Here is a 21,448-nt window from a genome sequence, read left to right on the forward strand (position 1 = left end):
AAGGAGCTGTTTCCATGGAAACAGCTCCTTTTTTTAATTTTCCCACGGATTTCGCAGATGGGCACAGATGATTGAGAATATTTTTTTGTATATAATGCTTAAGAATTTCATTCATCATTCATCATTCATCATTCATCATTCATCATTCATCATTCATCATTTATAATTACCTCCTGTCTTTATTTACATCACTTTTCTGATAGGCATCTACCTTTTTATAAGAATCGTTTTTTTCTTTTTCCTTTTTATCGGAAATCAGAATTCCGAAAAGATGGTCGATTTCATGCTGGAAAATTACTGCTGTAAAACCTTCTACAATTTCTGAATATTTCTGTCCTTTCAAATCCACATATTCCAGTTGGATAACTTTGCTTCTGTAGAACTGATCTCTGAAGTCAGGAATAGATAAATCGCCTTCAGGACCGAGGTTCTGAAGATCAGATCGCCAAACTATCACCGGATTAATAAAATATTCCAACGGAGTTCCTTCTTTATCAAAACGCTGTACCCAGATGATCTTTCTGTTGATTCCCACCTGAGGGGCTGCAATACCTACTCCGCCATCCGTAGATAGAAGAGATTCTTTCATCCTTTTTACCAGAACAGCTGTATTAGGATCAAGAGGATCTGCTTCTGAAGAAATGTTCAGCAATGTTTGATGCTGATTATTATCCGTCGTCTGATAAATTGGTAACGCCTTGTTTACATCTCCCTGATTGATGATGGAAAGTTCATTGGAAGTCAGTTTTTGTGCATTGAACAGTCCGATAAAAAAGATCAGCAGAATGGGTAATTTCTTCATATGTTTTGAATGTGATACAAAGGTAAATATTGTGACATAAAAATGATTTATTTGCCGATGAATTTTAAGTTTTGGCTAAAGCCAATGGAATTTTGATATAAAAAAAGAACGGGCTAAAGCCCGTTCCTATTGAATGAATGCAATTCAAATTATTTAATTTATAATAAGATCTGCTCAATCCGCATCATCTGCGGGCTTCTTATTAAAAAGTCTTCGTCATATCTCCCGGAATAATCAAATTGAAGTCTGTCGGAATATAATCTTTAACTGGAACTTTTAGTTCAGGATCGTCTGATTCAAAAACAGAAATTACGGCCATTTTCAGATTAGGATTTTTCTGTTTGATATACCAATAAATTCCACCGAATTCTTTACTGTGGTAGTTTCCATTATAGTGAATGAAGGTTTTTCCCGCCTGGTAGCTTTTCAGGATAGATTCAGCCATTGTAGCATCTTTTGTAGCCTGAGCTGAAATAAAATTCATCACTTTGGTTCCTTCTGCATGATCTCCCATCATCTTTTTCATTTCCGGATATCCGGGAGTGTCTAAAGTCACTTTAATCGGCAACTGGGCGATATAGGTTTTCTCTTTTTCGCTTAATTTATTCAAGGATTCAAGACCTTCTTTTGCGGTTTGAGAGGCATATCTTCTTGGGATATTGGTAGCCACAAAATTCAGCTTTTTATCTTTCGCAAAATCAACCAAAGGCTTGTAATCAGTTGCATAATTGTTCCATAAACGGGCAGAATCCTTCAAAGTCTTAGCATCAAACTTTCCGTTTAAATATTGATCCAGCTGAGCCTGATTGTCTCTCTCAAACATTTCTGCTCCTAAGATCAGCTGTCCGTTCTTTTTAGCAAACAGCGCTTCTGTAATTTTAAGCTGAAGCCAGTGATTGATAGAACTGTTATGATTTTCACCAAAAAAGACCACATCATAATCTGCCAGTTCTTTTACCAGCTTTTCTGTCTTCACTTCTTTTCCTTTTTTATCATAAAACTGATACGCTTTTAAATCCTGTGCTTTCAACGAAAAGAATCCGGTAAGCAATATCGCTATGAAAATATGTTTCATTTTATTTTATATTTAATCACAAATTACACAAATATTTCGTCACCCATAGGCCGCATGCAATAAAAAAGACCGCTTTGAATTTTACAAACAAAACGGTCTCATTCAAATCATCTAATTATTATTTCTCTAATGCGGCTACAAGGTCCTTCCACTCCTGAAGCTCAGGAATTCCAGGTTTTCTTTTTCCGAAGAACTGAACGATGAAGTCGCCCTCTTTATTGAATACTTCGATAGCCGTTACTTCTCCGTCTTCAGTTGGTTTTTTCACGATCCATGCTTCAGCAATTTTCGTTACGTCAAGGTGCAGGTTGAAGTCAGGATCCATTACGTTGAACCATTGCTGGTGCCAAAGTGTTTTCTTCACATTTCCTGTGTGGATCTGTATAATTCCTCTGTTTCCAACGAAAACCATGATCGGTGTATTTTTTTCAGAAGCATCTTCAAGGATGTTCACTACTTTAGCATTATCAATTTTCTTGGCAAATCCTTCCGGAGCCAATCTTAATGCTTGTGTTCTGCTTACTCCATATTTTCTGGTCATCATGAAGAAATCATGAGTATCTTTCAGTTCTGTCCATGCTTTTTTGAATCCTTCCACATCAATGTCTGAATCTGCTTTTTCAGCCTGTTTTGGAGCTACTGCTTCAAAAACAAGTACCTGATTCTGATCTTCTGCTCTGAATTTTTCTACGATCGCATCGAAAGCAGCTTCATTACTGTCTTTCGTTAAATAAATCTTGTGAAGTGCCAGACCATCTTTTCCGAAAAACTGAAGGCTTTTCTTCTCTCCTTCCAATACGGCAAAAGCAAATTTCCAGTGGTTAAGGAAAATTCTGAGATCGATATCTTCACCCACAAAAAGCTGTGCATGAGGGCTGCTGAAATCTCCGTTCAGGTAAGTTCCTTTTCTTTCATGAACACATTCATCATTACGGGTAAGCGCCATTACTTTTCCTAATTGCCCAGCTTCTGTAAGGATTCCCTGGAAATCCGGATTCAGGACCGTAACGCCTTCTCCAATGCTTGTTGCCAATAATTCTGCCTCACTTACTTCCAGCTGTGCTGCAGCATTTCTTATTCTGATATGTGGATTTTCTGCTTTCAGAGCTTCCCATTTTTCCTTTAAATCATTAACTAATGTGCTCATTACTTTACTTTTTTATGGTTAAAATTGTATAAATTCTTCGTATGGTTTCGTTTCCTGTTTTACTTTTTATTTCTTCTTCTCTTTCAGAAGTTTTCATTCTTTTAAATTGGCTTTTGGAGACCAGCTCTTCCATTTCACTGTTGCTGTACAAGGTGAAATCATATTCCGTAAACGGCAGTTTTTCCATGAATTCTCTTTGTCCGAACGTAAGAACAAATGTTCCGTCATCTTTTAAAACTCTGTAGATTTCATTTAAAAATTCAACCGGATTTTCCCAGAAATAGACTGTGTTTACAGTAAATATTTTATCAAAAGATCGATCCCGAAAAGGAAGCCTTTTGCCTTCATACAGAACAAAATCTGCTTCGCTTTCAAATTCTTTATTGAGCCTTTTGGCTTCATTGTGCATGGTCTCAGAAATATCAATTCCTGTATATCTGAGGTTTTTGGCAAGACTCATTAAGCTTTTCAGATGGGCAGCGTTTCCGTGTCCTATTTCAAGAATCTGCTGCTCATCGTCTATCACCAATGTTTTGATACTTTCCAACGTCATGCTGATGTTGGTAGCATTCATCATTTCACCAATCTCGATGCCTTTCTCCCCCTGAGGATTGGCAAGATTCTGTGCGAGGATTTTGAGTTCGTCTTTTTCCATGGTTATCCAAAAATGATCATTGGGTTATTCGTAATAGGGTGTCCGCAGATGGTACAGGGGAAGTTATAGGCATTGCTGATATTTTCTTCAGTAAAAACTTCCTCTGGAGTTCCATAGGCGGAAACCTGTCCTGATTTCATTAATAAAATCTTATCTGCAAACTGTGCAGCAAGGTTCAGATCATGCAAAACGACAATAGCACTGTTGGCTTTTTTAGTAAAATTTTTGATAATTTCCAATGCTTTGTACTGATGTTTTATATCTAAATTGTTCAATGGTTCGTCCAGAAAAACCAGTTTGTGGGTGATCTCGTTTTCAAGCTGTGCCATCACTCTTGATAGATGTACACGCTGCTTTTCTCCTCCTGAAAGGGTGTTGTATTCTCTTTCTTTCAGATGAAAAATATCGGTTTCGTACATCATATTATTCATGGCTTCAAGATCTTCTTTTCCGGGCTGGGCATCGAAATAGGGATACCGTCCCATCATGATCACATCTTTTACCTCAAGCGGAATATCGTTGCTGTTGTGCTGTGAGAACTTGGCTTTGTGTTTTGAAAGTTCTTTGATATTCCATTCTTTAATAGGTTTATCTTTAAACAAAACTTTGTTATGTCCGGATTTCACTTCATCTGCCAACACGCTCAGAAGGCTAGACTTCCCTGCACCGTTGGGTCCTACAATGGCCAAGAATTCACCGTATTCCAGAGAGACATCTACCCCGTCCAGAATCCGGAATTCTTTATGTTTATAATTAATCTGGTGTGCCTTGATCATTACAGTGATTTTTTAAATTTAACCAAAATAGCGATAAAAATAGGTCCTCCCATTAAGGCTGTTAAAATTCCGATCGGTAGCTCTGATGGTGCTACAATACTTCTGCTGAAGGTATCTGCTGTCAATAACAAAATGCTTCCGCACATCGCCGATAGTGGCAAAATAAAGGTATAATTGGATTTGAATAACAATCTTAAAATATAAGGGACAATAAGACCTACAAAGCCAATGGTTCCGGAGAATGCCACGCAACTACCCACCATTAAAGCCACGATGATAATGATCTGCTTTTTCAGTCTTTCCACATTGATTCCCAGATGTTGTGCATCTTTCTCTCCCAGCATCATTGCATTCAATGCTTTTCCTTTTGGAAGTAAAATAATGTAAGCAATCATTGCAACAATAGCCAGAATGATATTCTTCGTCCATGTAGCGGCTGCCAGACTTCCCAAATTCCAGAAAGTAAGATCTCTCAGCTGCTCATCTTTTGAGATATAGATCAAAAACCCGGTTATCGAAAACCCGATAGCCGTTATCGCAACTCCGGTAAGCAGCATCATCACTACATTTGTTTTTCCTCCGCTTGTTGAAATCCTGTACACCAGCATCATTGATAAAAAAGAACCGATAAAAGCTGCTATTCCTACCAGTGAAAATTGTACAGCTTCAGGAAGATATTCTTTAAAATGTCCTCCTAAAACAATCGCAATAGCTGCCAGCAACGTTGCTCCGGATGTAAGTCCTATTAAATCTCCCGTTGCCAGAGGATTCTTGAAAAGCCCCTGAAGACTCGTTCCTGAAACCGACAACATACTTCCTATTAAAATGGCCATGATAATTCTGGCTGCTCTTACGTCCCAAATCACATATTTATCACTGAGTGACAAACCGGAATCTCCTTTTATAAATTGCCACAGTGCCCTGAACGGAGAGTTTTCTCCGAAATCATAAACTCCTATATTAAGTGACAGTACTGCTATAATGACAAGCAGTACCGCACTGATAATAAGATAAAAGTATAGTTTACTTTGTGCTTTCAATTAAAAGTTTGTTTAATCCTACTGCTGCTTCTCCTACTCTTGGTCCAAAACCTGATACTAAACCTCCGTCCATTGCAATGATTTTCTTGTTTTTACCTGCATTGGTCTGAGATACTCCCGGCATTTTTAGCGCTCCTTCGTTTCCTCCTGCTCCCTGTAAACCAGTTTCGAAGAAGAACAATACATCAGGATTAGCTTTTACAACCGCTTCCGGAGTCAATGGTTTGAAATCTTCAAAATCAGTGACTGCATTTTCTCCTCCAGCGAGGGTAATCAATGACGCCATTGGGGTATTTTTACCACTCACCATCAGCATATTTCCTCTGGCGTAGATGAACAATACTTTCGGTTTTTTAGCGATAGGCTGTACCTGTTTAAGGTCAGCATCAATTTTATCATTTAATGTCTGATAATCTGTATTTCCGATCGCTTTTGCTACCTGCTCGATCAGTTTTTTAGTTCCTTCAACCGTATATTCCTGTTTGAAAACTTCCGCTTTAATGCCTGAAGATTTAATTTTCCCCATTAGTTCCGGGTTGATGTCTTTATCAGAAGCCAGAATCAAAGTAGGGTTTACAGCCATGATCGGCTCAATTGTCATTGATCTCATGTGTCCTAAATCTTTAGCGGTAGCTTTTAAAGAGGCAGGATAAGTACTGGTAACATCTGTTGCAACGATTTCTTTTTCGTGGCCTAAAGCAGCAACGATTTCAGTAATCCCTCCGTTTAATGTTACTATTTTATTGTTGGTTTTTGGTGCTTCAGAACTAGCTTCTGTAGTATTTTCTTTTGCTCCTGATTCTGCTTTTTTGCAAGAATATACTGCTACAAGTACAGAAGCTGCAAGGATGAATTTTTTCATGATATACTATTATTTGATTATTTATAAAGGTTCGAATTCAAAATTGGTGTATCCTCTTTCACCTTTTGTATTTTTCATGGTATTGAATCTCAGCTTGAAATAAAAACCTTCAGCATCTTTCAATACAAAGAAACGGTCTGCATATACAAAAGGAACAGGATTGGAGGCGGTACCGGTAGTAGTTCTCCATTTATCACCAATCGCTCTCTGGTCATTGAAAACAAATTTTGCAGGCTCTACATCTTTCAGTTTAAAAGCATTGTAAGCAGCATCAAGACTTCCTGTAACCGTTACCTGATAAGCTCCTACTCCATTCAGGGTATTGGTTGCTACAAAATCAGCATAAAAATAACTTCCGGCACTTGTTGTAGGCCCCATGAATACTTCATTGGTAAATGTCGTAAACACCATGTCCCATTTTTTCTTCTTAGGCTGAATTTTTACCGGAGTTCCTGTTTTCAGGTTAAAGAATGAGAAGTTGTATTCTGTATCTTTGGTAATAAGATATTCTTTGATATCTGTTCCTGTTGCATTCACATCGGCATAACGGATTTTATAGCCATTCTGCGCTCTCAGAATCTGAATTTTTTTCCATCCTCTCGGATCACCGGACAATGAAACGGAACCAGCTCCGATATTGGCAGAAGAAGGTATTTCTCTTCCCAGATTGATCAGATACACTGGGTTATCAGCATCATTTTCGTGGATGGCATCAATTCCTGAAGTCTGATTTAAGAAGTCTCCGTTCGGATTGTCAACATACTTCATGTTAGCAGCATCAAATGTTCCTACCTGGGCAATATCTTTTAAACTTGAAATATCAGTTTCCTTTACTTTACTGATGTCTGAAGCGTTGGGTATTTTGATTACCGTCATCGCAAGAGACCCGTTCATAATCACTCTGTAGGCATCGCCACTGTAAAAACCAAGGTCCCAGTCTGTTCTGCTGTTGACCGCCGGATTGGTATAGTCACTTAAATCGATCCAAACCTGATTAGGTTCTGTAGGACCGCCAACTTGCACACTTACTTCAGATCCTGTCATAGGAGGAACCGGAACCGGATCTTCGTCTGCAGAAAGACATGACTGTGTGGCGGCCATGATAGAAAGAAGAGATACTATTTTTAGATACTTCATAATCGTAACGTATTATTTAAAATTGAAACATTAATCGGGCAAAATAGCTTCTGCCATAATATAAATTAACAAACCCGTTCGCAGCGGTATGGGCTGAACCTGCCACTGCAGTAGAGTTTAATCTTGTGACATCGAATATATTTTTCACCCCGGCTGAAATTTCAAAGTGCTTATTCCAGAAAGGCTGGCTTACAATAAAATCCATCATATGGAAACTATCTATTTTTCCAAGGCGGAAGTCACTAGCTCCATCGGATACATAAATTCTGTCCGGACCTGTGAACTTATAATAAAGAGCAAAATTGGTATCGGTACTTTTCAGTTTGTAGGTTGCTGAAGCCCCTGCCTGCAACAGATACTGGAAATCTGTAGGGGAAGAGGATTTTAAATCAATCATCGATACTGATGTTCCGTTTACTGATCCTCTTAAAGACAGGGCAAACTGATCTTTTCTGAAATCTACATTAGCGGAGAATAGTAGATTTTTATAGGTATTAAGGTTCATATATTTGTAGGTGGACGGCTCTTTAATCATCACCATTTCAATTCTGTCACGTACATCAAGGTACAATGCGTCTACTCCATAAGCGATCTTCCAGCCATTATCTGCTGAAAAGTTCTGATTCCAGAAAAGTCCTGCAGAGAATCCCTTTTCAGGATTCAAGTCCGGATTTCCCTGTACATCATGGTTAAGATTCACAAAATAGGTGTACAACTCATCATATTTTGGGAAGCGGTTAGCCGATCCTACCACTGCTCTAAGGTTTGAATTCTCAGAGGTTTTATATCTTGCTGATAAAGAATAGTTATACTGATTATTAAAGTTTTCGCTAAGGGAAAGTCTTACTCCCGGTCTTAAAGAGAATTTGTCTGACACATTCCATTCTGCAGAAAGGAAATTGGAATAGGTGAAGATCTTTCTTTTTACCGCTTCACCGAAGAAATCTCCGGCAATTAAAGCAGCATAGCCATTGGTATAGTCTAATTCATATCCTAACTGAAAATCAAAAACCTTGCTGTCGAGGAAGTTGCTGAACATCCCTCTTGAATAGATGACGTCTGTCTTATAGTAAGACTTTTCTTCCTGACGGCTTTTGATTTGCCTGTTTGGAATATCGTAATTGTAGTCGTAATATTTTCTATCCTGATTCTGGTACGAGAAGTCTCCCATGTATCGGATGTGTCCCAGATTGGTTTGAATATTGAACTGGTGAATCCATCGGTCTGTATTGTATCTTCTGTCTCTGCTTTCGTAGGCAACCCCACCCAAACCATCATTAAGAGGATTTCTGTTCACCTCCGGATTATAAAAATTGAATTTTTCGTCAAGATAAGATAACTTGTAAAAGAATGTCGTTTTATTTTTGGTATACCTTAATAGAGCAGAAGCATCATACTGATCTTTCGGGTTCCATTCATACCCTCTTTGGTTATCCTGTCCGAAATATTTGTAACCTTTGCTTTCTCCCTCATATCCCATAAACTGGTTATGATTGAAATTGATGCTTGCAAACCATTGACTGTTGATATTATAATCTACATTAAGATTCTGGATATGTCTGCCGTTCCCCCTCTTCTTAAGATCGTAGTTGTCCCTTACGGTCTCTTCCTGTAATGAACCTCTTACACTTACTTTTTTTGTGCTTGTTTTCTTTGTAATAATGTTGATGACACCGGCAACGGCACCATTTCCATATTCAACCCCCATACTTCCTTTTACAATTTCTATTCTTTCGATATTGCTTAGTGTAATTTTGGTAAGGTCAATATTACTTCCCAGTCCTGTATCCCCTACTACCGGTATATTGTCTATAAGGATTTTCACATAGTCTCCGTTAAGTCCCATGATGTTGGCGGTAGAATTTCCTGAACGCGTATCCGGAGTGATCTGTATATTCAGACTTTGATTTAAAACCTCGGCAACATTCGTTGCTGCCATATTTTTAATCTGTTCTGCATCAATAACATCAACCTTATAGATAGATTTGTTAATAGACTGTTGCATGTACTGTCCTGTAATAACAACTTCTTCAATTTTCTTTTGATTAAGAGAATCCTTTTCTTGTGCATTGATCCATAAGGCCACGGATAATGATAGAACGGAAAGCACTTTCTTCTTCATAAGGGTACAAATTTTCAGCAAATATAAAACTTTATTTAGACTCATTAAAAATAATTGTATATTTTTGTGGAATAATTCTAAATAAAAATAATCTCATGAAATTACAATTACTTTTAGGAGCTCTGATGTTTACAGCCTTAACGGCGAATGCTCAGGTATCTAACATCAATGAAAATTTCAACAATTTTACCGCTGGGAACACTACTTTCCCACAATTTGGATGGTCTGCAATCGTTGCACCGATAACGGGTGAGTTTCCTCCTGTACCTCCAAGAATGATTGTAGCAGGAGATTCCAACAGATTCGTTCAGTCGTATGCAGGAAACAATGCAACAGGTTCTTCTTATCTGATTACTCCGCAGATTGAAACTCCAACAGGAAATAAAACTCTGACTTTTGATACTACCCTGGTATCTCCATCTCCTGGTCCGGGAAGCATTCAGATAGGAGTAGCATCCAACCCTGCAGATATGTCAACTTTCGTTCCTGTAGGAAGTCCTATTAATGTTTCGGTTATTGGTACAGTACAGAATATCAGTGTTAATATTCCGGCATCCACTGGTTCATACATTGTATTTAAGTTCACTCCTACTGCTACTCACGTAGCAATCCAGGTAGATAATGTAGTGTATAACACGACTGCTTCCTTAGGTGTATCAGACAACAATAAATCAACAGAAAATTTCAGATTTGCCTTAAATTCTGATCAGTCTGCAATAGAATTCATTGTCAAAAAAGATCCTAAAAACATTCAGATTTATTCTGCAGCAGGACAAAAAGCAGCAGAAGGGAAACTGAACGGACAAAGATTTGATATCAGCACGCTTCAGACAGGAGTATATTATATGAATATTGAAACTGCAGAAGGAAAAACAATCCAATCAAAATTCATCAAAAAATAAGGTTTATTAGACTATTATTTGCCTTTTTAAAGCCGGCGGGATCACTCCTTCCGGCTTTTTCTATACCCAATTTTCTCTGTTTATCATGAGGATTACAATAAAAACACGATAAAAATCATGTTTTTATTTAGACTGATTAAAAATAATTATATAATTTTGTGGAATCATTCTAAATAAGGATTTAAAAAATAAATTATGAAAACAAAACTATTATTGGCATCAGTACTGGCACTGTCTGTTCAGCAGACTGTTTTGGCGCAGACTGACGCGTTGGGATATTCACAGGTAAACATGACCATGGGAAGCGGATACCAAAACCGTGTATTTGTAAATCTTGCAGATGGTAATATGGTTTCTCAGCCAGCCAATACGTGGGATATTGCTTTTTATAGAAACTCAAACTATGCATTCGGATCAAGAGTCAATGATGCTAAAGATATTGAAGTATTCACTGCTTCTACCAATTTAGCCGATTGGGATAATATTAATATCAGCAATGAATCTTCGTGGGGAGCCCCTCTTTATAATCCGGATCAGACCACTGACTGGAGCCAGGGAGCTTTTGAACAGGGACCTGTGATCTCTCCCAACCCCAATATCCCTTCTACAGGATGGGGTGTTTACAACCCGGTAAACCACCATATTCAGGGGAAAGCCATTTTTGTTTTAAAATATGCTTCAGGAACTTACATCAAGTTTGCTATTGAAGATGCTTTTGCAGGATATACCTTCAAGTATTCAAAATGGAACGGTACATCATGGGGAGCTACGGAAACAAGAACGCTTGCTAACGGTACAGATGATTCATATTTCAACTATTTCTCATTTGATACCGGAGAAAAAGTTCCCAATCTTGAGCCTTCCAGAACGGCATGGGATTTCGTATTCACCAAATATTACACATTCTATATGGGTGTACAGATGTACCCGCTTTCCGGAGCGATTCAAAGTCCGAACGTAAAAGTGGCAATGGTTCAGCCTGAAACACAGCAAACAGCATCGTATGCAATTCCTGCTAATGCAAGTTTCTCATCTGTTATTACCACAGTAGGACATTCATGGAAAGGGATCGGGACAGTGAAAAATGATGTGGTCTACTACGTCAAAAAAGGAAATGATTACTACAGAATGTACTTCACAACCAATGGTGGTGCCAGTACAGGAAATATGTACTTCAAATACAAAAAAATCACGGAAACGTTGGGCATTACTGAAGTAGGAAAAAAAGCCTCTTTCGGTATTTACCCTAACCCTACCACAGCGGATAAAAAAGTAACTGTTCTTTTTGATGTTAAAGAAAAAGCAGGCAACAAAGGGAATGTAGAAGTTTATGATCTTACCGGGAAAAAGGTATATTCAGATGAACTTACCAACCAGGCAGGATTCTACAAGCAGGACCTGAACCTTTCTACACTTCCATCAGGAAATTATCTTGTAAAAATTACTTACGGTGGCCATTCGGAGACGAAAAAGCTTGTCGTAAAATAATCTTTCTATTTTAATACTTTCTATTTTTTCTAATAAAAGGGCGGTTTCAGAATATTGAAACCGCCTTTTATTTTCTATTGATATAAGATTCTTCTTTAAATCATTACATATTTAAATCTTTAAGTCCATCAATATTAATATATTTTAAATCCTTTATAAACCTCTGCTGAGCTTTCCATAATTTTGGAAGCGTCTTTACGGAAGTCTAACAGGTGATCCTGACCGTTATGTCTGTTGTGGTGCTCAACGCTTTCCCAAAGCTCGATCAGGAAGAAAGTTCCTTTATTATCTTTATCTTCAATAAGATCGTACTGCAGACAGCCTTCTTCTTTTCTTGTTTCTTTCACAAGGTTCTGAAACAGCTCTACAGCGTCCATCAGATAATTTTCATTAAACTTAAAAAGTGCAATGATATGTAAATTCATGTTCTAATATTTAGTGATGTAAAAGTAAAATATTTTCAAAACCGAATATCTTTTTAACCCTTTTATTTTTCCACACCAAGTGTAATTTTTAATTAAAAACTGATTTATAAATAGTTATAGAACTCATTACAATCACCAGGGTTCCGATAATCACAAACATTTTCTTCACAGGAAGCTTAGCGGTAAGCATGGCGGAAAAAGGAGCAGTAATGATTCCACCAATTAAAAGTCCGAGAATGATATTCCAGTGCTGGATTCCCAAGGTAAAGAAAAAGGTAATGGCAGCGGTTAGTGTAAGAATAAACTTGGCTACGGTAGAGCTTCCTACGGCAAATCTTGGGGTGAATGCATTTTTAATCAATGTTCCGGTTACCAAAGGTCCCCAGCCTCCTCCTGCAAAGGAATCTATAAAGCCTCCTATCACACCCAGCCTGGTCAGATTGGTTTTTCTTTTCAGGGCTTTGCTTTGTTTTTCTTTAAAAGCATTCGAAAGAATCTGGAATCCAAGGTATAAAGTGTAAAAAGCAATGAGCGTTTTCGTGATTTTCGCATAATATTCTCCCAGGTAAGTAAGGCATACAGCACCAATAACAGCACCAATAACAGCCGGAATAGCAAGTTTCTTCACCAGACTTTTGCTTACATTTTTCAATTTAATATGGCTGAGGCTTCCCGCAGCCGTAGTAAAACTTTCTGCAGAATGGATACTGGCGCTTACAATATGCGGTGGAATATTCAGAAGCATCAGTGTGGTGGTACAGATTACGCCATACCCCATTCCCATGGAACCTGCAACAATTTCCGCAAATACACCTACCAGAAGCATCCAGTAAAAAATGTAATTGTCTTTGGCCAGAATGATCTGCAGTTCTTCCAGATATCCCAGTTCGTACATGGAAAAAACAGCAATGGATATAATAGCAGCTGTTACCAAAAGTACATTCAACCTTACCTGAATTTTTCTCGAAATCACCATATCACAACCGTTTTAGTCCATACTCCTTCATCATTAGCATTGGCAATTGAGACATTTAAAGTTGGGATGTTCTCTCTAGTTCTGAGTGAGGAAATTTTTCCGGATATAATACATGCAGCTACTGAATGCACTGCGGTAATAGAGGGCGTAAGTTTTTGTAATTGGTTTACCTCTTCTTTTGAAATCATAGTTTATTCATTTGAAGTAGTGCAAATATCTGATAAAATATTTATCCTACAAAACAAGTAGACTATTAATTCAAAAAAAAGGATCAGATTAATCAACCAGATCCATTAAAGTTTTACTTTCCAGAATATTCAGTGAAGCATCCCGAACCTCTATCAGAACGTCATGAAGTCCGCAGTGATCTTCATTGCAGTCCTCACATTTTTCATAAAAATTGAGACTTACGCAGGGAAGCATTGCAATAGGACCATTCACAAGGCGAATGATCTTTGCCAGTTTCACATTTTCCGGGTTTTCTTTTAAGAAATAGCCACCACCCTTTCCTTTTTTACTGTCGAGGATTTCCGCTTTTTTCAATTCAAGGAGGATGTTTTCCAAAAACTTTAAAGGAATCTTTTTATGTTCCGCAATTTCAGAAATAAGAATCGGGCCTTCATTTCTTTTTTCTACAAGATATGAAAGCGCCTTAAACGCATATTGAGATTTTTTTGAAAGCATTAGAGCAAAAATACGAAAATTGTTTAATATTTGAAAAAGACCTGAAAACAGCAATAATAAAGGAATAAAAAGGCAGGTTTGTCTATCCGTAATTTTACGGTTTTAGGTACCACACTTTTGCCTTTCTCCTATTAAATCATTATGTTTGCCATATGTTCAGTAAACAAGAAGCACAGCAATTAAAAAAGGAATTTTGGACAGCTTTTGGAAGATCTTTTCCCAGAAAATGGATTCTTTATGACACCAAAATCAAGGACATGGCATTTAAATTTTCTGCCGACAACAAAAAAGCAGAAGTTTCTCTGGATATCGAAATGAAAGATGAAATCTTCAGAAATGCTTACTACGAGAAAATCTGGTCTTTAGAGGATATCTTAAAAGATTTTATTGGAGATTTTCAGAAAGAAGAATATTTTACTCTTGAAAACGGCAAGGTCATCAGCAGGATCTGGATTGAAAAACATAATGTTTCTATTTTTAACAAAAACACCTGGCAAGAAATTTTTGAATTTTTTGTGGACAAAATGGACGGTTTCGAAAGGTTTTATTACGAATATGAGGATTTTATAAAGGATATATAGAATACTTACGAAATAAATACTTCTTTATACTTCAGGATGATAAAAAAAGAAAAACTTATCTTTGCCCTACCACTTAAACTAATAGATGAAACAAACTAACATGATTAAAAATGAGAAAAGTGTACAAAAACATTTTTGGAGAAATCATCTCTAAAAGTAAAGCTGTGAAGCTAAGCGAATATCATCTGTATTATTATGAGGAAGGTTCCGATTTCCTGAAAGAAATTGAATTCATCAATGAAGACAGTGTTTACAACATCAATTATTTTTTAAGTGACGAAGAAGACGAAGCGCAGGTAGTGGATTATCTTAAAGAAAAATCTGACTTTTTTGACATTGAAAAAAAAGAAACTACCGACGGGTTTATTATTTCTACCAATAAGCTTTATTCATTATCCGTAGACGATCTGCCCTTAATTTCAAAAACTGTTTTCAAAACCGATGATCCTGAAAACTTTATCTGTTCACAGGTGATCGATAACGAAACGCATCAACCGCAGCTTGAAAGAACCATAAAATGCTGGTATACCAACGACGAAAACGGCGAAAAATACGCAGCTATTGAATGCAGTTATCAGGAAGACGGAAAACTGGAACTGGCTGTAGACAAAACTCCGGATCCGGATCATGAAGAAAACTGGATTCATTATGACTATGACACTTTCCAGGACCTTCAGTCACAGATTTCCACTGACATCAGCTATTACAAAACTGCAGCCTTACTCCCAAAAGAAGCCTATCAGCAGTAATCTATATTCTTTAACACACCACAACCCGATTATTAAATGGAAGAGAACCCAATTTTTTTTGCAGACGGAAATGATCCGGAAATGATTAAAGCTTACAGAAAAGCTCAGGAAACCTTTAAGTATTTCTGGCGTGAACAGTCCTGGGAATACAGAAGAATCATTCCCGGACTTAATGTATCATGCGTTAAAACAGCTTTTGAAGAACAGGATGAAGAAACCGGAGAAAGCCTGGTAGAACATATGTGGATTAATGAAATATTCTTTGACGGAGATCACGTGAGAGGATATTTGATTAATGAGCCTAGTAGCCTTAAGAACATCCAGGTGGGTGATTATGTTGAAATTCCTTTACAAAATATCAGTGACTGGCTTTTTGCCATCACTCCGAGTGTACAGAAACCAAAGGGACTTTCCAAGCTATTTTCCTCATCATCCTCACCTCTTCCGAAAGCTTACGGAGGGTTTACCATCCAGAAAATGCGTGCTGATATGTCTGATGCAGAAAGAAAAGAACACGATAATGCATGGCAGCTGGATTTTGGGGACTTTAATGATATCCTTGTGGTCAATAATCAGAAGGAAAATCCCGAAAATCTTATCGAACATCCGATGAGTAAAAATATGAAGGAGGAATTTGTAAAGTTTTTACAACAATATCCGGATGAACTTACCCAAGCTGATGAAGACGGACTGACGCTTCTTCATAAAGAAACCATTGCAGGAAATCTAACCACTGTACAGATTGCTTTAGAAGCCGGAGCGGATAGAAACATCCAGTCTAAAAAAGGAAAAACGGCTTTAGATTATGCAAAACAGCTGAACTGGGAACATCTTATTCCTGTATTGGAAGGATAAATTATTAATTAAGAGTATTACAACTCAGAATTTATTTAAACTTTTATTTTTGAAACATTAAGATTGTATTAAGCTGTTGAGAGTATTAAGATAAGCTTTGCTTTAAGCTTAAACCAGAATGATTCAACTTAACTATACTTTATTTCTTAAATGCTTCTTAATGGTTTTTTAATATGTTCAACATTTTTTATAAGTCTTAATAACTACTCAATGCTAAGTTGTTAAAATAAAAATTCCGGAAGATTTTCTTCCGGAATTTTTTATATTTTATCCAAATTTCTTTTTCCTTAACCAGAAGAACAATCCTCCGATAAGACCGATAATAGCCAATGGAAGCAGTAAATTGATCCATTGCCAGGTCGATTTCTCTTCAGTAATTCTTTGTCTGTCAAGAAGTCTTTCTTCGATGTTTCGGTTTCTCAATTCCATCAGATTGCTGTCATCAAGAAGGTAATCCAAAGCATTTCTAAGGAACTGCTCGTTTCCAAACTGCTCGTTCGTTAAAAGGTCTACGCCTAATGGAAGTGGTTTACCTTTGATCAATTTGTTTCTTCCTACATCTCCGTCTGCAATCACAATCATTTTGTTTTCCGGGCTGGATGTTTTGAATCCAGGGTAAGATTTTCTTTCAATTCTTGATGCGTAGGCAGAGTTAAATTTTCCTTCCAATGCTACAGCGAAGATCTTTGGAGTACTTGGTTTTTCCATTTGTCCAAGACTGTCTACGCTTGCAATTTCTTTCAGATCCACATAGTTGGGTACCTGTTTCAATAATGTTCTTTCACTGGATTCGAAAAGAACTTTTGTTTTGATATTCTTTCTCCCTCCTAATGTATCAATAGAAGTCGGGAATTCAAATTTTACAGGGTTAATATTTTTTGTGATCGGATTATTATTTTCAGCAATTCCAAGGGGATAATAAGGCCAGGGTAAGCTTGTGTACTGAGGATTTCCACTCACTTCTCCTGTAACCAGTCTTAATAGGGCAAACTTTTTAACGTCTTTTACCAATGCGGGATTGATTCTCAGTCCGTAATTGAAAAAGAAATCCGTCATATTGATATCAACCGGGAAAGGCATTACTTTTTTGGATCTTGTTAAGGTATCCATTTCAGCATTCACCGCATCAATCATCCAAAGGGTTTTTCCTCCGTTCATGATGTACTGGTCCAGAATTACTTTTTCATTATCTGTAAAAGCTTTTCTTGGTTTTGCAATCACCAAAGCACTCATCTGCTTTAATAACGGAATATCTTCCACTGAAAGTTCCGTCTGATTTTTAGGAATAATAGGTCCTGCATCGTAGTTTTCCATGGCAAGCTGTACAAATCCCTGGAACTCGTCCGGATTCAATTCATCGTGGTTGACCAGAATTCCGATTTTCTTTCTCTTGGCTGCTGCAATATTCTTAATGTTGGAAACAAGATTATATTCCAGTCCTTCGATAGATCTTGTCAGCTGCTGATCGGCATCAATTCCTGCCTGCTGTACCACTAAAGGGATAGAAACGCCATCATTTCCATGTTTGATCACCGCATAAGGGAAAAGCGTAATCTGTGAGATCTTTCCGTCTTTTACATCCGGAAGAATAGACGGCTGCATTCCCATTGCCATCAAAGTGTCCTGAGACATTTTTGTTTTAATCGGATCGATGAATTTAAAATCGATCTTCGGATTAATTTTTCTGAATTCTTCCAGCATAAATTTCGTTTCGCTTTGCAGCTGTTTGAAACTTGCGGGAAAGTCTCCTTCCAGATACACTTCAACCGTCAGAGGCTTTTTTACAGACTCCAGTACTTTTATGGTGTTATCGGAAAGGGTATATCTTTTTTCTTTTGTTAAGTCTAATCGGATTCCCGAATAGGTCAGGATAATAACCAAAGGAACAATTGCAATTAAGAAAATTCCCAGTGGAGATTTAGCATTGAACTTCTTCATGATTCTACTTCTTTTTGTTAATAAAATGATTAGACAATACTAATGAAGCCCCGATAACGAGTACAAAATAGGCTACATCTTTAAAATCAATAAGCCCTCTTGTAAAGCCTAAGAAATGCTGATAGAAACCAATATTCTGAAGGATAAAATCTGCGCCTCCCAATAGTTTATAACTCGCCAGTTGTTCAATTCCAAAATACATAATGAAGCACATGAAAACGCCCAGCAGATAAGCCATAATCTGATTCTGTGATAATGAAGACGCCAGAATTCCTACTGCTGAAAACGCAGCAATTAAGATTATCAGTCCAATATAACTTCCGAAAGTCATTCCCAAATCAATATTTCCGGCAGGAACTCCCAAAACATAGACTGTATATAAGTAAATTAAAGAAGGAATAAGGCATAAAATCCCAACGATCCATACGGAAAGAAATTTCCCGGCTACCAGTTCTGACACCTTTAAAGGTTGTGAAAAAAGCCAGTTTAATGTTCCGGTTTGCTGTTCTTCCGCAAAAGTTTTCATGGAAAGTGCCGGAATGATAAACATTAACAGCCATGGAACCAATACAAAATAGCTCTGAAGCGAGGCCATTCCGATCTCAAAAATATTAGAATCGTTGTCGAAAAAGAACAGGAAAAGGGTTGCTATCAAACTGAAGGCGGCAATAATCACCCATGCACTCCAGTTTCCAAAGTAACTCCAAAGTTCTTTCTTTAAAATTGCAATCATAGTTTTTTTGTAAGATGTAAAAAGGATGAATGTTTCAAGACATACGCCCTACTCTACAATTATTTGTTTTTTTTATTTTTATTAACCAGTTTCACTGTCATCATGATCAGCAATACAAGAACGAAAAATCCTGCAATTAATTGCCACCAATATTCGATCACCATTGATTTTAATATAACGGTGAATACCACCAGAAACAGAATGAATGTTGCAATTTCATTCGCCTGTCTCAGTTTAATATTGGCAATCGGCAGGGTATCTCCATGTAATTCTTTTAAATGAAGGACTTTTTTCCAGCACCAGTAATGGTAAATGGCAAGCCCGATAAGGAAGGTCAGTTTCAAATGAAACCATGGCATTTTCATCAGCCCGGTATTTAAAAAGATCATGACCAATCCGCAAACTGCCATGATTACCCCCGCAGGAACGGTGATAATATTCCACAGCCTTCTGGCCATAAAAGTGTACTGCTCTCTCAGAATTTTCTTTTTTTCTTCCGGAAATTCATCGGTATCTTTATAGTAAACGAAAATCCTCACGAGATAAAAAATTCCCGCAAAGTAGCTTACCATAAAAATAATGTGCAGCGCTTTGATTATTGTGTAAAGCATTTTTTAATTCTATTTTTTAACAGGAACAATCTTACTAAAAGTATCTAGTTTTTTCAAATATTCAAAAAAATTATCTTTTGCGTTATTAATCCGAACATGTTCAAATAAAACAATTAAAATAGAAATGAAGATCAAAGCAATCCATAAATAATTTTCCTGCTGAAAAAGTACGATTGCAAACATCAACATAACTATTATTCCTAAAATATTTCCAAAAATGGAAAGAACACCATTGTATACGGTTAATTCAATAGTTTCCGGTTTATCTTCTTTTGCAACAAACTTTCCCTTAAAATAAGGAGACATTTTATCATAATTAAACTTAATATCAAAACTATTCTCAGATACCCTTCCTACGAAAAATTTGTTCCAATCAAAGAACTTTTTAGATAAATTTTTATCTATATCATTTAAAATTTCCTCTTTTGGTTTTGAAAATTCAACTATATACTTGGATTTAAAAAACATTTCATTGAAAATTATGCGCAAAGATAAGCTTATTATATAATTGTTAAAAATAAATTTATTTTGATTATAAAATCTCAATCAAAAACAGATTTATATAAAAAAATAGTTCGGCTCGGGGCAGCAAAGCTGCCCGAGCCGAACATTATATTTTCATTGCTGTACCCAATTCAATAATTAAGAGATCACTCCTAATTCTTTTCCAACTTTTTCAAAAGCAGCAATCGCTTTATCCAGATGTTCTTTGGTGTGGGCAGCAGATAACTGTACTCTGATTCTTGCCTTTCCTTTCGGTACTACAGGATAGAAGAATCCGATGACGTAGATCCCTTCATCCATAAGCTTTTCAGCCATTTTCTGAGAAAGCGGTGCATCATAAAGCATTACAGGAACAATAGCAGCATCTCCATCTGGAATATCAAAGCCTTTCGCTTTCATTTCCGTTCTGAAATATTCTGCATTTTCCATTACTTTATCACGAAGAGAAGTATCATCAGAAATCATATCCAATACTTTCAAAGCAGCTCCTACGATACCAGGTGCCAGAGAGTTCGAGAATAAATAAGGTCTTGAACGCTGTCTCAGCATATCAATGATCTCTTTTTTACCGGAAGTAAATCCTCCTAAAGCTCCTCCTAAAGCTTTTCCTAAAGTAGAAGTGATAATGTCTACTCTACCCATTACTTCATTAGCTTCGTGAGTTCCACGGCCTGTTTTTCCGATGAAACCTGTTGCGTGAGAATCATCTACCATTACCAAAGCATCATATTTATCGGCAAGGTCACAAACTCCTTTTAAGTCTGCTACAATACCGTCCATTGAAAATACTCCATCTGTAACGATGATTTTAAAACGGTGATTTTTTTCAGAAGCTGCAATCAACTGAGCTTCCAGATCAGCCATATTATTGTTTTTATATCTGTATCTCGCTGCTTTACACAAACGAACACCATCAATGATTGATGCATGGTTCAGTTCATCTGAAATAATAGCATCTTCTTCTGTAAATAATGGTTCAAAAACACCTCCGTTGGCATCAAATGCTGCTGCGTAAAGGATGGTATCCTCAAGACCTAAGAAATCAGCAATCTTTTTCTCCAAATCCTTGTGAATATCCTGTGTTCCGCAGATGAAACGTACAGAAGACATTCCATATCCGTGAGATTGGATCATTTCCTGAGAAGCTTTCATCACTTCCGGATGGTTAGATAATCCCAGATAATTGTTTGCACAGAAGTTCAAAAGCTTTTTTCCGTTCGCTTCTATTTCTGCACTCTGCTGAGAGGTGATGATTCTTTCTCTTTTGTAAAGTCCGTCATTCTCAATATTCTGAAGTTCGTTCTGTAAATGTTGAAGGTATTTTTCAGAGATCATTTTTAGTAATTTTTTAGATGTGCTAATTTACTAAAAAGGCAGTAAAATAAA

General features: G+C 37.0%; 22 protein-coding genes. 5 read left to right on the forward strand and 17 right to left on the reverse strand.

Features of this window, described 5'->3' with window-relative positions; translation table 11 throughout:
* Positions 1-166 precede the first annotated feature (166 nt).
* From DDF69_RS09625 to DDF69_RS09665, 9 genes are all read right to left on the reverse strand, one after another.
* Positions 167-802, reverse strand: a complete 636-nt coding sequence (locus DDF69_RS09625; RefSeq protein WP_114820598.1) for a peptide deformylase — start codon at positions 800-802, stop codon at positions 167-169.
* Between the two features lie 202 nt (positions 803-1,004).
* A complete protein-coding gene (locus tag DDF69_RS09630) occupies positions 1,005-1,877 on the reverse strand; it encodes a ChaN family lipoprotein (protein ID WP_114820599.1) in 873 nt (290 codons plus the stop codon).
* A 118-nt stretch (positions 1,878-1,995) separates the two neighbouring features.
* Positions 1,996-3,024, reverse strand: a complete 1,029-nt coding sequence (locus DDF69_RS09635; protein WP_114820600.1) for a hemin-degrading factor — start codon at positions 3,022-3,024, stop codon at positions 1,996-1,998.
* A gap of 4 nt (positions 3,025-3,028) precedes the next feature.
* Positions 3,029-3,679, reverse strand: coding sequence for a class I SAM-dependent methyltransferase (locus DDF69_RS09640; RefSeq protein ID WP_114820601.1), 651 nt, complete (start codon positions 3,677-3,679; stop codon positions 3,029-3,031).
* A gap of 2 nt (positions 3,680-3,681) precedes the next feature.
* Positions 3,682-4,455, reverse strand: coding sequence for a heme ABC transporter ATP-binding protein (locus tag DDF69_RS09645; RefSeq protein WP_114820602.1), 774 nt, complete (start codon positions 4,453-4,455; stop codon positions 3,682-3,684).
* Entirely contained in the window at positions 4,455-5,495 is a 1,041-nt protein-coding gene (locus DDF69_RS09650) for a FecCD family ABC transporter permease (protein ID WP_114820603.1), read from the reverse strand. The genes DDF69_RS09645 and DDF69_RS09650 overlap by 1 nt, the downstream gene beginning before the upstream one ends.
* Positions 5,479-6,357 carry a hemin ABC transporter substrate-binding protein gene (locus DDF69_RS09655; protein ID WP_114820604.1) on the reverse strand — a complete coding sequence of 293 codons (879 nt, stop codon included), beginning with the start codon at positions 6,355-6,357 and terminating at the stop codon, positions 5,479-5,481. Before DDF69_RS09655 ends, DDF69_RS09650 begins: the two co-directional genes overlap by 17 nt.
* Before the next feature lie 21 nt (positions 6,358-6,378).
* Positions 6,379-7,494, reverse strand: a complete 1,116-nt coding sequence (locus DDF69_RS09660; RefSeq protein WP_228411956.1) for an HmuY family protein — start codon at positions 7,492-7,494, stop codon at positions 6,379-6,381.
* A 16-nt stretch (positions 7,495-7,510) separates the two neighbouring features.
* Positions 7,511-9,616, reverse strand: a complete 2,106-nt coding sequence (locus tag DDF69_RS09665) for a TonB-dependent receptor plug domain-containing protein (protein WP_114820606.1) — start codon at positions 9,614-9,616, stop codon at positions 7,511-7,513.
* Between the two features lie 95 nt (positions 9,617-9,711).
* Here DDF69_RS09665 and DDF69_RS09670 point away from each other — a divergent pair, with 95 nt between their 5' ends.
* Both DDF69_RS09670 and DDF69_RS09675 read left to right on the forward strand, forming a co-directional pair.
* Positions 9,712-10,518 carry a T9SS-dependent choice-of-anchor J family protein gene (locus DDF69_RS09670; RefSeq protein WP_114820607.1) on the forward strand — a complete coding sequence of 269 codons (807 nt, stop codon included), beginning with the start codon at positions 9,712-9,714 and terminating at the stop codon, positions 10,516-10,518.
* Positions 10,519-10,713: 195 nt separating this feature from the next.
* Positions 10,714-12,006, forward strand: a complete 1,293-nt coding sequence (locus DDF69_RS09675; protein ID WP_114820608.1) for a T9SS type A sorting domain-containing protein — start codon at positions 10,714-10,716, stop codon at positions 12,004-12,006.
* 134 nt (positions 12,007-12,140) lie between these two features.
* Here DDF69_RS09675 and DDF69_RS09680 read toward each other — a convergent pair whose 3' ends face one another.
* The 3 genes from DDF69_RS09680 to DDF69_RS09695 form a co-directional block, all read right to left on the reverse strand.
* A complete protein-coding gene (locus DDF69_RS09680) occupies positions 12,141-12,431 on the reverse strand; it encodes a putative quinol monooxygenase (protein ID WP_047376912.1) in 291 nt (96 codons plus the stop codon).
* Positions 12,432-12,519: 88 nt separating this feature from the next.
* The gene (locus tag DDF69_RS09685; protein ID WP_114820609.1) at positions 12,520-13,407 is read right to left on the reverse strand and encodes a sulfite exporter TauE/SafE family protein; all 888 of its coding nucleotides are present in this window, start codon (positions 13,405-13,407) and stop codon (positions 12,520-12,522) included.
* Between the two features lie 276 nt (positions 13,408-13,683).
* Positions 13,684-14,091: an RrF2 family transcriptional regulator gene (locus tag DDF69_RS09695; RefSeq protein WP_114820611.1), complete on the reverse strand. Its 408-nt coding sequence runs from the start codon at positions 14,089-14,091 to the stop codon at positions 13,684-13,686.
* Between the two features lie 152 nt (positions 14,092-14,243).
* Here DDF69_RS09695 and DDF69_RS09700 point away from each other — a divergent pair, with 152 nt between their 5' ends.
* From DDF69_RS09700 to DDF69_RS09710, 3 genes are all read left to right on the forward strand, one after another.
* Positions 14,244-14,672, forward strand: coding sequence for a DUF4268 domain-containing protein (locus DDF69_RS09700; RefSeq protein WP_114820612.1), 429 nt, complete (start codon positions 14,244-14,246; stop codon positions 14,670-14,672).
* A 119-nt stretch (positions 14,673-14,791) separates the two neighbouring features.
* A complete protein-coding gene (locus tag DDF69_RS09705; protein ID WP_162800895.1) occupies positions 14,792-15,421 on the forward strand; it encodes a hypothetical protein in 630 nt (209 codons plus the stop codon).
* Between the two features lie 36 nt (positions 15,422-15,457).
* Positions 15,458-16,276 carry a DUF2314 domain-containing protein gene (locus DDF69_RS09710; protein WP_114820614.1) on the forward strand — a complete coding sequence of 273 codons (819 nt, stop codon included), beginning with the start codon at positions 15,458-15,460 and terminating at the stop codon, positions 16,274-16,276.
* Positions 16,277-16,543: 267 nt separating this feature from the next.
* Here DDF69_RS09710 and gldG read toward each other — a convergent pair whose 3' ends face one another.
* From gldG to kbl, 5 genes are all read right to left on the reverse strand, one after another.
* Positions 16,544-18,214, reverse strand: a complete 1,671-nt coding sequence (gene gldG, locus DDF69_RS09715) for a gliding motility-associated ABC transporter substrate-binding protein GldG (RefSeq protein ID WP_114820615.1) — start codon at positions 18,212-18,214, stop codon at positions 16,544-16,546.
* A 4-nt stretch (positions 18,215-18,218) separates the two neighbouring features.
* The gene (locus tag DDF69_RS09720) at positions 18,219-18,947 is read right to left on the reverse strand and encodes an ABC transporter permease (protein WP_114820616.1); all 729 of its coding nucleotides are present in this window, start codon (positions 18,945-18,947) and stop codon (positions 18,219-18,221) included.
* 59 nt (positions 18,948-19,006) lie between these two features.
* Positions 19,007-19,558 carry a CopD family protein gene (locus DDF69_RS09725; RefSeq protein ID WP_114820617.1) on the reverse strand — a complete coding sequence of 184 codons (552 nt, stop codon included), beginning with the start codon at positions 19,556-19,558 and terminating at the stop codon, positions 19,007-19,009.
* A 9-nt stretch (positions 19,559-19,567) separates the two neighbouring features.
* Entirely contained in the window at positions 19,568-20,026 is a 459-nt protein-coding gene (locus DDF69_RS09730) for a hypothetical protein (protein ID WP_114820618.1), read from the reverse strand.
* Positions 20,027-20,200: 174 nt separating this feature from the next.
* Positions 20,201-21,397, reverse strand: coding sequence for a glycine C-acetyltransferase (gene kbl / locus DDF69_RS09735; RefSeq protein ID WP_079241073.1), 1,197 nt, complete (start codon positions 21,395-21,397; stop codon positions 20,201-20,203).
* Between the last annotated feature and the right edge of the window lie 51 nt (positions 21,398-21,448).

Source organism: Chryseobacterium sp. KLBC 52 (assembly GCF_003347605.1).
Lineage (GTDB): Bacteria > Bacteroidota > Bacteroidia > Flavobacteriales > Weeksellaceae > Chryseobacterium.